Origin of the sequence: Pseudohongiella acticola, from assembly GCF_001758195.1 — a bacterium.
In the GTDB taxonomy this organism is placed as follows: domain Bacteria; phylum Pseudomonadota; class Gammaproteobacteria; order Pseudomonadales; family Pseudohongiellaceae; genus Pseudohongiella; species Pseudohongiella acticola.
In genome coordinates this window covers 404,724-419,037 of record NZ_MASR01000001.1, presented here as the reverse complement: position 1 = coordinate 419,037, position 14,314 = coordinate 404,724, and the positions used below count along the sequence as shown (strand labels likewise).

Annotated in this window: 14 protein-coding genes; all 14 read left to right on the top strand. The window is 54.7% G+C overall.

The window, feature by feature from the left end; genetic code table 11:
- The 14 genes from PHACT_RS01895 to flhF all read left to right on the top strand — a co-directional run bounded on the left by PHACT_RS01895 (position 1) and on the right by flhF (position 14,278).
- Positions 1-1,038: a flagellar assembly protein FliH gene (locus PHACT_RS01895; protein WP_070115664.1), complete on the top strand. Its 1,038-nt coding sequence runs from the start codon at positions 1-3 to the stop codon at positions 1,036-1,038.
- Positions 1,032-2,501, top strand: a complete 1,470-nt coding sequence (fliI, locus tag PHACT_RS01890) for a flagellar protein export ATPase FliI (protein ID WP_397389511.1) — start codon at positions 1,032-1,034, stop codon at positions 2,499-2,501. The genes PHACT_RS01895 and fliI overlap by 7 nt, the downstream gene beginning before the upstream one ends.
- A complete protein-coding gene (gene fliJ / locus PHACT_RS01885) occupies positions 2,498-2,944 on the top strand; it encodes a flagellar export protein FliJ (protein WP_070115663.1) in 447 nt (148 codons plus the stop codon). The genes fliI and fliJ overlap by 4 nt, the downstream gene beginning before the upstream one ends.
- Before the next feature lie 200 nt (positions 2,945-3,144).
- Positions 3,145-4,899, top strand: a complete 1,755-nt coding sequence (locus tag PHACT_RS01880; protein WP_070115662.1) for a flagellar hook-length control protein FliK — start codon at positions 3,145-3,147, stop codon at positions 4,897-4,899.
- A 290-nt stretch (positions 4,900-5,189) separates the two neighbouring features.
- A complete protein-coding gene (locus tag PHACT_RS01875) occupies positions 5,190-5,690 on the top strand; it encodes a flagellar basal body-associated FliL family protein (RefSeq protein WP_070115661.1) in 501 nt (166 codons plus the stop codon).
- An 18-nt stretch (positions 5,691-5,708) separates the two neighbouring features.
- Positions 5,709-6,677: a flagellar motor switch protein FliM gene (gene fliM / locus PHACT_RS01870; protein WP_070115660.1), complete on the top strand. Its 969-nt coding sequence runs from the start codon at positions 5,709-5,711 to the stop codon at positions 6,675-6,677.
- 61 nt (positions 6,678-6,738) lie between these two features.
- On the top strand, positions 6,739-7,089 hold the full coding sequence (fliN, locus tag PHACT_RS01865; protein WP_070118082.1) for a flagellar motor switch protein FliN: 351 nt from the start codon (positions 6,739-6,741) through the stop codon (positions 7,087-7,089).
- Between the two features lie 50 nt (positions 7,090-7,139).
- A complete protein-coding gene (fliO, locus tag PHACT_RS01860) occupies positions 7,140-7,634 on the top strand; it encodes a flagellar biosynthetic protein FliO (protein WP_070115659.1) in 495 nt (164 codons plus the stop codon).
- Positions 7,634-8,443, top strand: a complete 810-nt coding sequence (fliP, locus tag PHACT_RS01855; RefSeq protein ID WP_211284378.1) for a flagellar type III secretion system pore protein FliP — start codon at positions 7,634-7,636, stop codon at positions 8,441-8,443. The genes fliO and fliP overlap by 1 nt, the downstream gene beginning before the upstream one ends.
- A 5-nt stretch (positions 8,444-8,448) precedes the next feature.
- Positions 8,449-8,718, top strand: a complete 270-nt coding sequence (gene fliQ, locus PHACT_RS01850; protein WP_070115658.1) for a flagellar biosynthesis protein FliQ — start codon at positions 8,449-8,451, stop codon at positions 8,716-8,718.
- A 5-nt stretch (positions 8,719-8,723) separates the two neighbouring features.
- On the top strand, positions 8,724-9,497 hold the full coding sequence (fliR, locus tag PHACT_RS01845) for a flagellar biosynthetic protein FliR (protein WP_070115657.1): 774 nt from the start codon (positions 8,724-8,726) through the stop codon (positions 9,495-9,497).
- 62 nt (positions 9,498-9,559) lie between these two features.
- Positions 9,560-10,693 (top strand): flagellar biosynthesis protein FlhB, encoded by a 1,134-nt coding sequence (gene flhB / locus PHACT_RS01840; RefSeq protein ID WP_070115656.1) that lies wholly within the window; start codon positions 9,560-9,562, stop codon positions 10,691-10,693.
- Positions 10,694-10,937: 244 nt separating this feature from the next.
- Complete coding sequence (gene flhA, locus PHACT_RS01835; protein WP_083264261.1) at positions 10,938-13,079, top strand: flagellar biosynthesis protein FlhA; 2,142 nt, start codon at positions 10,938-10,940, stop codon at positions 13,077-13,079.
- 47 nt (positions 13,080-13,126) lie between these two features.
- Positions 13,127-14,278, top strand: coding sequence for a flagellar biosynthesis protein FlhF (gene flhF, locus PHACT_RS01830; RefSeq protein WP_070115655.1), 1,152 nt, complete (start codon positions 13,127-13,129; stop codon positions 14,276-14,278).
- Positions 14,279-14,314 lie beyond the last annotated feature (36 nt).

Genomic DNA, 14,314 nt, shown 5'->3' with positions numbered 1-14,314 from the left:
ATGATGCAGCGGCATGTATTTGACGGCTCCACCCGGGTCAGCCAGAAAAGTCTGGAAGAGGTTCCGGTTATGCGTTGGGTGCCACCGACCATCGGGGCGGGTGGCAAACTTATTCAGGCTGAACCACGCCTGGATTCACCGTTGCGTCAGGCCGTTGGACAGACAGCCAGTGCCAGTGATGAAACCGACTCGCCCAACACGCCAGCCAGGGCTGGCAGCACGGCAGTAGACAGTGCCGAGTCTTATGACAAGGCGCGCGAAGAGGGTCTATTGTCTGGTCGCCAGGAAGGCCTGGAGAAAGGTCTGGAAGAAGGCAGACGACAGGGGCAGGAGCGCGGCCTGCAGCAGGGCCTGGAAGAGGGTCGAAAGCAGGGCGCTGATCAAGGTTATAAAGAAGGCCTGCAGAAAGCCGATGCTGAACTGCGACAGACACTGAAGACACTCAATGGCATTTTGACCCAGCTTAGTCATGCCGTGAACGAGCAGGATTATCAGCTGGAGAAGGCGCTTCTCGACCTCAGTCGTGAAATCGCCCGCAATGTGGTTCAACGAGAATTAATGATTGATAGCAGCCACATTATGAAAATTGTCCGGCAGGCGTTGGCAACGTTGCCGCCGAGTCGGGATAATGTCCGAATACTGGTTAATCCTGCGGACCAGCCCCTGGTGCAGCAAGCCGCAGATGAAGGTGGTGAGAACTGGCGCGTGGTTGCAAACCAGCACATCGGCCGTGGCGGCTGTCGGGTAGAGACTGATCAGAGCGCCGTAGATTTCACCACCAGCGAGCGCTTCTCCCAGGTTATTGAACAGATCGTTCAGCGTCAATTCGCTGACGATGATGTTGCCAGCGATGTTCCGGCAGGCGAGAATTTTGAAGAAGCACCAGAGCCAGTAGTCAAGGCAGCTCGTGAAACACGACCGGCCTCTGAAAAACGCAGTCTGGCAGAAGAGGCTGCAGCAATATCCGACGCTGATACCGCAACCGAAAGTCCCGCCAATTCGCAATCAGCAACGCCCGGTGACGAAGGAAAATCATGACGCAACGGCAATCTCTTGCACAACGGCTTCGGCGCTACTATCCGAGCAGAGCTCTAACGGTCAACCCGGTCATCGTTGGTAAATTGACGCGTGTCGTTGGTCTGACGCTGGAGGCGGTTGGCTGCAATGTGTCACTGGGCAGTCGTTGTCTTGTCAGTCACAGTAATGGCAAAGAAATTGAAGCTGAAGTGGTCGGCTTTGACGGGCCACGTATCTTTCTTATGCCGCTATATAGTGTTGAAGGTTTGCAGCCCGGTGCCCGCGTGGTGCCCGCGCAAAGTGCCCAACGTCTGTGGGTAGGCGATGGCCTGTTGGGTCGGGTTCTAAACGGTTTTGGCGAGCCGATTGATGGCAAAGGTCCGATATCGGAACAGCAATGCCAGGAAGCCAGACCGGTACGCGCCATCAATCCACTGAAGCGTCAGCCGATTCGGGAGACTTTGGATGTTGGTATCACCGCCATTAACGGTTTGCTGACAGTGGGCCGGGGCCAGCGCATTGGTTTGTTCGCCGGCAGTGGCGTTGGTAAAAGTGTGTTGCTCGGCATGATGACGCGGTTCACCGAAGCCGACGTCATCGTCGTCGGCCTGATCGGTGAGCGGGGTCGTGAGGTCAAGGAATTCATTGACGAGATTCTGGCTGAAGAAGGTCTGGCACGGTCTGTCGTTGTGGCGTCGCCGGCGGATGATTCTCCGCTTATGCGCCTGCGTGCGGCGATGATCACCACGCGTATCGCAGAAGGCTTTCGGGATCAGGGCAAAGACGTGCTGATGTTGATGGACTCACTGACGCGCTATGCCATGGCACAACGTGAAATCGCTCTGGCAATCGGTGAGCCACCGGCAACGAAAGGGTATCCACCGTCGGTGTTTGCGCGCATACCGCAATTGGTGGAGCGAGCCGGTAATGCCGACAGTGGCGAAGGCACCATCACGGCATTTTATACCGTGTTGACAGAAGGCGATGATCAACAGGATCCGGTCGCCGATTCTGCACGAGCCATTCTGGACGGTCACATCGTATTATCACGGACACTGGCGGAGCAGGGTCATTACCCGGCAATTGATATTGAAGCGTCGATAAGCCGTGTCATGCCAGCAGTGGTTAATGCTGACCACCTGGCCAAGGCGCAATTATTCAAGCGGGTGTATTCGCGCTATCAGCAGAACCGCGATTTGATCAGCGTCGGCGCCTACACTATGGGTGCCGACAAGGATATCGATTTTGCCATTGAACGCATGCCGCACCTGCGTCAGTTTCTGCAACAGGGTCTGACTGAGAATGTTGGTCTGGCTGATGCTGTTGCGCGTCTGGGCAAAGCGATTTCACCCGCGCCGGGTCGCACCATGCCGGGTGCAGGCGGTACCAACGCGCCAGGCAATGTGACGCAGCTTCAACCCCGCACCACATTGGGTGGCAGCGACCGTGGAGCCCCCGACAAACAATCGGGTAATGCGTCTTGAACCGTGTCAAGCGCATGCAACCTGTCCTGCGTCTGGCAGAGCTGGAAGCGGACAAGGCAGGGCGAGCGCTGACCATGCTGCAGCAGCGCATACAGGCAGAGGAAACCAAACTGTCGCAGCTGTACGCGTATCAGCAGGACTACCGGAACCAGATGCAGCTCTCAGGCCAGGCAGGCATGACCGTGGAGCGGTTGCGACTGTTTGATGGTTTTCACCAGCAACTGGATCGAGCCATTAGCCACCAGCGTGATCTGATCAATCATATGCAGCAGGATCAGGAGCGGGTACGTGAGCACTGGCGTCAATTGGATATCCGTCACAAAAGCCTGGAAAAAATGATCGAACGACTGAAGCGCGACGCCGATGTGCAACAGGCGCGCAACGAACAGCGCAATCACGACGAATTTTCCCGGCGCCGTGCCTCTGATTCAGGTTGGTCCTGAAGCAGGGAAGCGCGGAAGCACGGTAGCGCGGTTGCTCAGCCCCGAAATACCCTCTGTAAAATCCTTTTCCCCAGATTGGCAGGTTTCTTGCTGAGTCTCTGATGTCATTCTTGAAATGGCGCCTGTCCTTCAGACTGCAACACGCCTGCGTGAGCAGGCACTGGTCAGGCACCCGGGCAATTACGAATAGGAATTTGAGCATGTTGGTACCTGTTGATTTAATGTCAGTTGTTAGCGCGGTATCGCCAGCGGGCAAGGCCCGGGATGGCGTCGGCCCGGCTGCCGGTGCAGCGAATTCCTGGCTCCAGGCGGCCAGCGATGGGGATTCTTCTGTCGATGGTAATGGCATGATTAATAAGCTTTTTATGTCATACGCCAATGATGGTGAAGCCAATCCTGAGGGTCGCTTTGCCGCTGACTTGCGAGCGCTATTGAGCGCACACGGCGTAGATATTGCCGCGGACCCGGTACTCTTGTCCCATGCTGGAAATGATGACATGCTGGCCAAGTTTGATGGCGCCCTGTCCGATCTGGACTGGAGTGTTGATGAGCTTCTGCAAATGTCCATGGGTCCGCTTGCAGGCGGAAATAATTTGCCTGTTGATGACCAATCTTTGCCGTCTGTGTTGCGGCAATGGCTGTCTGCGCTCTCGTCACCAACCGGAGAAGCTGCAGTAACAGGGGCTTCCGATTCCGCGGCAGAAGATAGCCCGGCGCAGCGATTGCTGACAGACGGCGCGACCGGCAAGTTGTCGGAAGGTGCTGACTTATTGACATTGCAGGGGCAGCTTTCAGGTCAGTCATTGGTGTCGCCACTGGCTCAGACCTCAGTGCCTGGCTCAGCCGACAACACAGCTCAGAACCCAGCCCAGGTATTAACGCAACCGTTGACGTCGGCTGGCGATAGCGGACAGGTGCTTGCTGGTCTGTCCGCCGGTGGCCTGGTGGCTGCTAACGGCGCCACTGTTCTGGGTGGGACAGGCAGTGGGCAAGGCTATCCCGCGTTAACGGGCGAGGCCGACACTGATGGTCAGCGAACTGCAAATCCGGCATCGCGCATTCCGGGTGGCCTGGCGGGCGAGGAAGGCTTGGCCGGATTGGCCAATTCCGCTGACACAGTGAAACAGGCAACCGACACGCAGTTGAATCCAGGCGCGCAGAAGGTCTCGTCTGATGCAGCAAATGCCAGCGTGTTCAGGTCCATCCAGTTCAGTCAGGCGGGCCGAGGTGACGGCAATGGGGTCGATGGCGGTCCGGAGGCACCGGCAGATCTGATTAAAACCAGTGCTCCACTGGAGCGTAGCCAGGCCGTCGCCAGCCAGCTGTCCGCTCCTCTGTCGACGGGTACGGGGCTGGATACTTCGCTAAACCTCAATTCGACCCAGAGTCAGGTGCCGACGCCGGCTGACACCAGCACCGTACTGAACCGGCCTGAGCAACGGATGTTGGCGGCAGAAACTGCACAACAGGCGCAATCACAGGCTACTCAGCAATCGGTCACTCGCACCGCCGATGGCCTGCCACGATTTGCCATGGACACTGCGTTTGGTCAGCAGGGCTGGTCAGACAGCTTGGGGCGGCAGTTGCTGGTCATGAGTAGTCAGGGTGTCAGTTCGGCACAGATCCGCCTGGATCCGCCTGAACTGGGCAGTCTGACCGTCAAGATCCAGATGTCCTCAGACCAGCAGACCAGCGTCAATTTTGTTAGCCAGCACGCAGTGGTGCGCGAAGTGCTGGAGCAACAACTGAACCGGTTACAGGATCTGTTCCGGGAACAGGGACTGGACCTGGCCGATGTGTCAGTATCAGATCAGACGGCACAACAGCAGGATGCCGATGCTGAAGGTGAGCAAGGGCGTGCTGGTGACTGGACAGAGCGGGCTGGTGATCAGGATGAAACCGCTGGCGATCCGGTTCTGGTGCGGTCCGAATCACTGATCGATTTCTACGCCTGAACGCATTGCGGCTGACTTCTTCTGCACTGGCCGGGTCTGACCCTGACCCTGTCTGACGGTAACCCCTGCCTGCGGTAGCCACCGCGGCAGGCGTCAAAGCTCCGTCTGATATTTCTTGTCAACTCGCTTGCTGGCGTCACTAATTTGGCGAGTGCCTTTTTGCTCAATGTCTATATAATTGATTCCTAATAAGTTATCAACTTGTCAGGAGAGTGGCACAAGCCTTGCTTCTGTTCACTGCAAAGAGTACAACGTGACTATACGTCAGGTAGACATCAGGAAAGTTATTTATGGCCGATGATGATGAAGAAGCCGTTCCGGTTGCGAATAAAAGTAAAAAATTACTGTTCATAGGCATCATTGCTGTTGTGCTGTTGGCCGCTGCGGGCGGCGGGGCATGGTTCTTTCTGTTCAGCGGTGGCGAAGAAGTTGTTGTTGACCCCGATGCGCCCCCGCCGGTGGCGCCGCGTGAGCCTGTGCAGTATATGGAGTTGTCACCTGCATTTATCGTCAATTTTCCTCATCAGGGTCGACAACGTTTCATGCAGGCGACAGTGACGATCATGGCGCGTGATGCTGAGGCGCTGCAGGCAGTTACGCAGCACATGCCTGTGATCAGGCATAACCTGATCAACCTGCTTAGCGCCCAACTGATTCTGGTGTTTGAAGATCCGGCCGGCATCGAGCGGCTGCGACAGATGGCGACCGACGAAGTCAATCAGGTGCTGCAGCGTGAGATTGGTCGCGACGGCATTGAGCAATTGCTGTTTACCAACTTCGTGATGCAATAGGGTATTGGAGACGCAATCATGCAGGACCTGTTATCGCAAGACGAAATTGATGCGCTATTACATGGTGTCGATGATGGTGCCGTTGAGACTGATCTGGACGATGATCCGGCGTCGGTACGATCCTATGATCTGACCAGTCAGGATCGAATTGTGCGTGGTCGTATGCCCACGCTGGAAATGATCAATGAACGTTTTGCCCGGTATACCCGGATCAGTCTGTTCAATCTGCTGCGCAGGACCGCCGACGTTTCCCTGGGCGGGGTACAAATTACCAAGTTTGGTGAATACCTGCATACGCTTTATGTCCCTACCAGTCTAAACCTGGTGAAGTTCAGGCCACTGCGCGGCACCGCCTTGATCGTGCTGGATGCCAAGCTGGTGTTCAAACTGGTGGATAACTATTTTGGTGGCGATGGTCGTCACGCAAAAATCGAAGGTCGCGAGTTTACGCCGACTGAACTACGGGTAGTGCAGATGGTGCTTAATCAGGTCTTCCTTGATCTTGGCGAAGCATGGCGGAATGTATACAAGCTTGAATTTGATCACCTGCGCTCTGAGGTCAACCCATCGATGGCCAATATTGTGAGTCCCAGCGAGGTCGTTGTGGTCAGTAGTTTTCACATCGAACTCGATGGTGGTGGTGGTGACATTCACGTGACGCAACCCTATGCCATGATCGAACCCATCCGTGATCTGCTCGATGCCGGTATGCAAAGTGACGTTGATGAACATGACGAGCGTTGGGGCAAAGCTCTGAAAGAACAGATCAAGGATGCAACCGTTGAATTCAGTTGTAACCTGTTCGATAGAAAGATAACCCTTCGTGATGTGGTTGATCTGGAGGCCGGCGATGTTATCCCCGTTGAAATGCCGGAAACCATCGTACTGAAGGCGAACGGTATTCCCATGTTCGAAACCCGGCTGGGAACCTCCAATGGAAATCTGGCACTAACCGTCGAAGGCGTACATCGCGAGCGCGAAGCGTAAATGAATCAAATACACGGCAAGCCGTGCGGAGGCAGACAAGGTGAGTAAAGACGATCAGGCAATGGCCGACGAATGGGCGGCAGCAATGGAAGACGACAAACAACCGGGCAAGGATGTGGCTGGTAGCAGCACAAATGAGAGCAAATCAGGTTCACCGGACCTCGACGTCATTCTGGATATTCCCGTCCGTATTTCCATGGAGGTTGGCAGTACTGCGATCACCATCCGAAACCTGCTGCAATTGAATCAGGGCTCGGTGATCGAGCTTGACCGGCTGGCGGGCGAGCCACTTGATGTTCTGGTTAACGGGACGCTGATTGCGCACGGTGAAGTTGTTGTGGTCAATGACAAGTTCGGCATTCGTATGACAGACGTGATCAGCCCGTCAGAGCGCATCAAGAAGCTACGTTAAATACAGTAAAGCACCAACGCTGCGTTGGTCTTAACGCCTGGAAAAGCTAAATGGCTGAATCAGCAACAATGGTTAATACGGCCCGACAGAGCGCGGAAAGCGGCGCGGGTCAGGGATCTTTTTTTGTCGGCGGGTCCGATGCGATGCTGCAGACAGCGATCTGGTTACTGGTGATTGTCGGGCTCATACTGGTGCTGGCCTGGGCTGTGCGACGATTCACCAACCTTGGTCCGAGAAGCGTTGGTGCAATGCGAGTGCTGAGCGCGCTGCCGGTGGGTAACCGTGAACGCATTGCACTGGTGCAGGTCGGTGACAAACAATTACTGATTGGCGTAGCGCCAGGTCATATCAGTACCCTGCATGTCTTTGATGACAATGTTGTGGATCCAAATGCCAGTGCTCGCAGCCCGGGTATGGGAAACCCGGGCATGGGTATTCAGAGCCAGTCCGCAGGCACACACACGCGCGGATTCAGTCAGATACTGCGCAGTACGCTGCAGTCGTCAGGTGCCGGCAACAAGTCAGCAGCCGGAGAATCACGTTAATGCGACGTTCACTGATACTGGGGCTGTTGCTACTGATGCAGGCGTTCGTGCTGGCCCCTGTGGCTGCACAACAGGAAACCAGTCAGAGCACGACGATAGAAGACGCACTGTTGGGTGGTGAAAACCTGAGCAGTGGTATACCCGCCTTGTCGGTGACCACCGATGATGACGGCAATCAGCAGTACACAGTGACGATTCAGATTCTTGCCATCATGACAGCGCTGACTCTGTTGCCGGCACTGGCGATGATGATGACGTCCTTTACCCGAATTATTGTTGTTTTTGCCATTTTGCGTCAGGCGCTTGGTCTGCAACAGACACCGTCCAATCAGATTCTGTTGGGCCTGGCCTTGTTTCTGTCCATTTTTATCATGACACCCGTGTTGCAACAGGTTAACGAGAACGCATTGCAACCTTATATCAATGAGGAAATCAGCGTACAGGAAGCGCTGGATCAGGCCGAAGGCCCGTTTCGAACTTTCATGGCGGCACAGACAAGGGAGTCGGATTTGCAGTTGTTCCTGGATCTGGCCAACGCCGACCCGGTTAACAGTATTGAAGATGTACCAATGACCGTATTGATTCCGGCGTTTGTGACCAGCGAATTAAAGACCGCGTTTCAGATTGGTTTTCTCCTCTTTATTCCTTTTCTGGTCATCGACCTGGTGGTTGCCAGTGTGTTGATGGCCATGGGTATGATGATGCTGTCGCCGATTATTATCTCGCTGCCTTTTAAAATAATGCTGTTTGTGCTGGTTGATGGCTGGGCCATGATTATCGGCACGCTCGCGATGAGTTTTGGAGTCTGACGCTTATGACACCTGATGTTGCAGTTAATATCTGGCGTGAAGCGATGTGGCTGATTGTGTTGCTGGTTGCTGTCATTGTTATGCCCAGCCTGTTGATCGGTCTTGTTATCAGTACGTTTCAGGCGGCCACACAAATCAACGAACAGACGCTGAGTTTTCTGCCCAGACTGCTCACCACATTAATCGTCATTATTATCACCGGACCGTGGCTGTTACGACGGATCATGGAGTTCACCGAACAACTGGTACTCAGCATTCCGATGCTGGTCGGATAAAAAAAGTGCTTGAATTTTCGGATGCAGAAATAGGTGCCCTGGTCGGCAGTTTTCTATGGCCGATGTTCCGCATCATGGGATTCTTTCTTGCCGCACCCGTGCTCGGTTCCAACTTTGTTCCGATTCGGGTCCGTCTGATTCTGGCCATGGCAGTGTCGCTGCTGGTGGCACCAACATTGCCACCGGTACCGGCGCTTGACGGCTTGTCGCTGACTGTGATGATCATCATCCTGCAGCAACTCCTGATCGGTGTGGCACTGGGGTTTTTTCTGCAGATGTTGTTTCAGCTTTTTGTGTTGCTGGGACAGATGATCGCCATGCAGATGGGCCTTGGTTTTGCTTCCATGGTCGATCCGGCGAACGGTGTCAACGTTGCCATCGTCAGTACTTTTTATCTGATGTTTGTCACGGTTCTGTTTATTAGCTTTGACGGACACCTGGTGATGATCGAAGTGATTGCGGACAGTTTTGTACAGGTCCCGATCGCGGCCACCGGGCTTGATGTGGATGTGTATTATCAACTGATCAGCACCATCAGCTGGGTATTTTCCAGCGCGGTTTTGTTGGCGCTACCCGCGTTGACGGCACTGTTGATGACCAATTTTGCCTTTGGCATCATGACCCGGGCAGCACCGCAGATGAATATTTTTGCCCTCGGTTTTCCGGTGGCCCTGATGTTTGGGCTGTTTGTTATCTGGCTGACCATGGGCTTCTTTCTGGATGCGGCCGCCGGGATCTTTAACGAGATGTTTATTCGATTGCGGGCACTGCTTGCTTAACAGAATTGATTGGCCGCAAGCGCAACATGACAGCCGGCAAGGAATAAGAGACAGAGAAAACAATGGCAGAACAGGATTCCTCGTCAGAAAAAACCCAGGAACCCACCCCCAAACGCCTTGAGAAGGCGAAGGAGGAGGGGGATACCGTCCGCTCGAAGGAACTCAATACGCTGGCTATTCTACTGTCGGGTACAGCGGCAGTATTGATGTTTGGCGGCTTCATGATTCAGATGCTGGCGGGGTTGATGGGGCATAATTTTGTACTTGAACGTGAGCAGGTGTTTGACACCAGCGCCATGCTCAGTCATCTGAACGTATCGGCGATGCAGGGGCTGCGTTCATTGCTGCCGGTGTTCGGGGTTTTGCTTGTTGCGGCGTTGCTGGGGCCTATTGGTCTGGGCGGCTGGAATCTGAGCACAAAGGCAGTTATGCCCAAGGCCAGTCGCATGAATCCCATGTCCGGTTTGGGGCGAATGTTCGGGCCCAAGGCGCTTATGGAATTGGCGAAAGCGATGGCCAAGGTTGTGGTTGTTGCTGCGATCGCCCTGGTCATCATGGCGTTTTACTGGCAGGAAATTCTGAGCATTATGTCAGAACCCATTCTTCCTGCGATGCGCCACGCGCTGAGTATTCTCGGGTGGTCAGTGCTGGCGATGTCCTGCGCCATGATTCTGATCACCATTGTTGATATCCCGTTTCAGATTCACTCCCATACCCAGAAGCTGCGTATGACGTTTCAGGAGGTCAAGGACGAAAGCAAGGATACTGAAGGCAAGCCGGAGATTAAGCAGAAGATCAGGCAGCTGCAGTACCAGATGACGCAGAACAGGATGCTGGGCAACCTGCCAGAGGCCGATGTGGTTGTCACCAACCCACAACACTATGCCGTCGCTCTGAAATATCAGCAGGGAGGCAGCGCTGCACCGATCATGATTGGTAAGGGGATCGACTTCATGGCCTTGCGCATACGGGAAGTGGCGAAAGAGCATGACATCCCCATCGTCGAGTCGCCGGTGCTGGCCCGGGCCATTTATTACAATACCGACCTTGATGAAGAAATACCCGAAGGCCTGTACAAGGCTGTGGCACAGGTTCTGGCTTATGTGTTTCAGCTGCGTCAATACAAACATAAAGGCGGCCGGCGACCGGTGCTGGCTGACAATCTGCTGGTGCCGGAAGATCTGCAACACGATTGATGCCCTGATCACCCCGTGGCGGCAACACTTTTCCGCTTGAGGGCAAAAAAATTGCCGCAACGGCAAACTTAGCACGACTTTTGCAACACCCCCTCTGTAGGACATAAAAGGCTGCAGATTCGACTTGGTTCGCTGTGAAAGCGTCAAGATTTTGGACAAAGCGCCTGTTCACTGACGGCATCCGCTTGTTGGTGGCATTGACCTCACAAAATTTTGGCTACCACAGCGGGCTGGTCCGTAATCTATGTTGAATTTTAGCGGCAATCTGAACCGAGCGACGTTGGCAACGAATGCCCGTACTCTGACAGAAGGTAATCTCGGGATACCGGTTTTGCTGCTGGTGATTCTGGCAATGATGACATTGCCGATTCCGCCAATTCTGCTGGATGTATTTTTCACGTTTAATATAACCATTGCACTGGTGGTTCTGTGTGTTGCGGTATACGCGATGCGGCCACTGGATTTTGCGGTCTTTCCGACGATTCTGTTGATTTCGACGCTGCTGCGTCTGGCACTGAATGTGGCGTCAACGCGCGTGGTGCTGTTGAATGGTCATGAAGGTGGAGCGGCCGCTGGCCGTGTTATCGAGTCATTCGGTGAGGTGGTGATTGGTGGTAACTACGCCGTTGGCCTCATCGTATTCCTGATTCTCATTATCATCAACTTTGTTGTTGTCACCAAAGGTGCCGGTCGAATCGCCGAGGTCAGTGCCCGCTTTACGCTGGACGCAATGCCGGGCAAACAGATGGCCGTCGATGCCGACCTTAACGCGGGCATTATTGATCAAGAGCAGGCGCGCGTGCGTCGACAGGACATTACTCAAGAGGCTGATTTTTACGGTGCCATGGACGGTGCCAGCAAATTTGTTAAAGGCGATGCAATTGCCGGTATTCTGATTCTGGTCATCAACATGATTGGCGGGCTGGCCATAGGCATGATGCAGCACGGCCTGGACTTCAGCACTGCCACCGAACGCTACGCCCTGCTGACTATTGGTGATGGTCTGGTCGCGCAGATCCCGGCACTGGTGTTGTCAACGGCAGCGGCGATCATGGTGACCCGCAACAATAACTCGGAAATGATGGGCTCGCAGGTCATCAGTCAGATGTTCGCTACGCCACGCTCACTGGGTATCGCGGGCATGGTCCTGTTCGTTATGGGCATCGTGCCTGGTATGCCGCATCTGGCGTTCCTGTCGCTGGCATTTGCAGCAGTGGCTGGCTCAGTGACCATCTACATGCGCCAACAGAAGCAGGCCACTGAAGTCGACGAGGCCGCCATTGCTGATCAATCCGCCAAAGAAGTTAAAGCCACAACCGAGCAGCAGGAACTGGGCTGGAACGATGTCATGCCGGTTGACGTTGTTGGGCTTGAAGTTGGCTACCGACTGATTCCGCTGGTAGACAAAGATCAGGGCGGACAATTGCTGGCCCGTATCAAGGGTATACGCAAAAAGCTGTCACAGGAGCTTGGGTTTCTTGTGCCCTCTGTCCACATTCGCGACAACCTTGATCTGCAACCTAATGAATACCGCATTAATTTGATGGGGGTCAATATCGGTGGCGCGGAAATACATCCTGAGCGTGAAATGGCCATCAACCCGGGCCAGGTCTACGGTAAAGCCCAGGGTATAGCTACCAAGGATCCTGCATTCGGGCTGGAGGCCCTGTGGATCGAGCCACCCCAACGTGATCAGGTGCAGTCGCTTGGTTATACCGTGGTAGATGCCAGTACGGTTGTTGCCACTCATATGAACACGCTGTTGCACAAACACGCGCATGAATTGCTGGGACATGATGAGGTTCACGAGCTGTTGGGAATTCTTGCCAAGTCGTCGAAGAAACTGGCGGAAGAGTTACCCAATCAACTCAATGGCAATGTGCTTCGCAAGGTTCTACAGAACCTGTTGCAGGAGGGCATCCCCGTCAAAGATATGCGCAGTATCGGCGAAGCATTGGCGTCTGTCGCTGGCAGGAGTCAAGATCCCGTCACTTTGACCGCCGCGGTGCGTGTGGCGTTGGCACGCGTAATCGTTCAGGGCATCTACGGTAACAAGGCTGAGCTGCCTGTTATCACCCTTGATCCAACTCTGGAACAGATATTGCTTAAAGCAGTACAGCAAAGCGCTCAGCAACAAGACGGTGGTTACATCGACGATAGCGTGGTTATCGAGCCCGGCATTGCCGAGCGTTTGCAGCAGTCGCTGATGCAGGCGGCACAACGGCAGGAAATTGCCGGCAATCCGGCAGTGTTGTTAGTAGGAGCGCCACTGCGACCTCTGCTGAGCCGGTTTGTCAGGTTCACTCTGTCAGGTGTGAAAGTGCTGTCATACCAGGAAGTACCGGACAACAAACAAATTACGATTGTCGCCACGATTGGTCAGTGAAGATCGTGGTTCGAAACTACCGTAAAAACGAGATGTGAGGAGCAACAATGCAGCTTAAAAAGATCCTGGCCAAAGATATGCGGCAAGCACTTCTTCAAGTGCGCGAGGAACTGGGCGAAGATGCTGCCATTTTGTCGACGCGCAGTCTGGCAACAGGCGGAGTTGAGGTCATCGCGACCCTGAGTCCAGCGCCGGTAGTAAAAAAGCCGACAGAAGCGGCAGCTGTGCCTCCACCTTCGGTCAGCAAGGCTGAGATGGGCGCCATGCGCAGCGAGCTGCACAGTATACGTACATTGCTCCAGCAGCGTCTCAACGGGCTGGCCTGGGAGCAATTTAGCAGCCAGTCGCCACTGCAGGCGGTGATCTGGGAACGGTTATCGGCGATGGGTGTGCCGGGTTTTCTGAGCCGGCAGTTGCTGACTGCAATCAAACCGGGGAAAACGCTGGATCAAGTCTGGAAACAGGTATTGGGAAGCCTGGTCAAGGCGCTGCCAGTGTTAGGTCATGATCCGATTGAGCAGGGCGGTGTGTTTGCCTTTTTGGGGCCAACCGGCGCCGGCAAGACGACGACCATCGCTAAACTGGCGACCCGGTATGTTTTGCAACACGGTCCGCAGGATGTTGCGCTCGTTACCACTGACAGTTTTCGCCTGGCGGCGCATGAACAATTGCGGACACTGGGACGAATCCTGGGCGTGAGTGTGCGGATAGTAGACAACCAGCATTCCCTGGACGATACGCTGGAAAGCCTGGGCCATAAACAGCTGGTTCTGGTTGATACTGCCGGCCTCCCGTCTCATCATCCGGAGCAGCAACGACAACTGACACTACTGCGTGATCAGCCACAGGTACAAAAATGGGTTGTCCTGCCGGCGACAAGCCAGGCCCAGGTTTTACGGGCTGCATGGAAAACCTGTTCGACGGCAGATGTTTCTGCGTGTATTCTCACTCATCTGGATGAGGCATGTGTGCTTGGCGATGCGCTCGCGCTGACCATCGAACGCGATCTGCCCGTGGTTTATGAAACCTTTGGACAGTCGATTCCCGATGATATTGCGTTGGCACAGGCTTCGGCGCTGGTAAAACGCGCTGTTGCCCTGGGCAGAAGACAAGCGGCCGTGCCTGTTGAGAAAGAGCGGCTAATGACCGAATATGGCAGTCAGTCACCAGCCGAACTGCGTGTCGCAGGGCTGAACTAACGGGCTGACGGTCTGGCCGACGGTAACCAGTTGGGG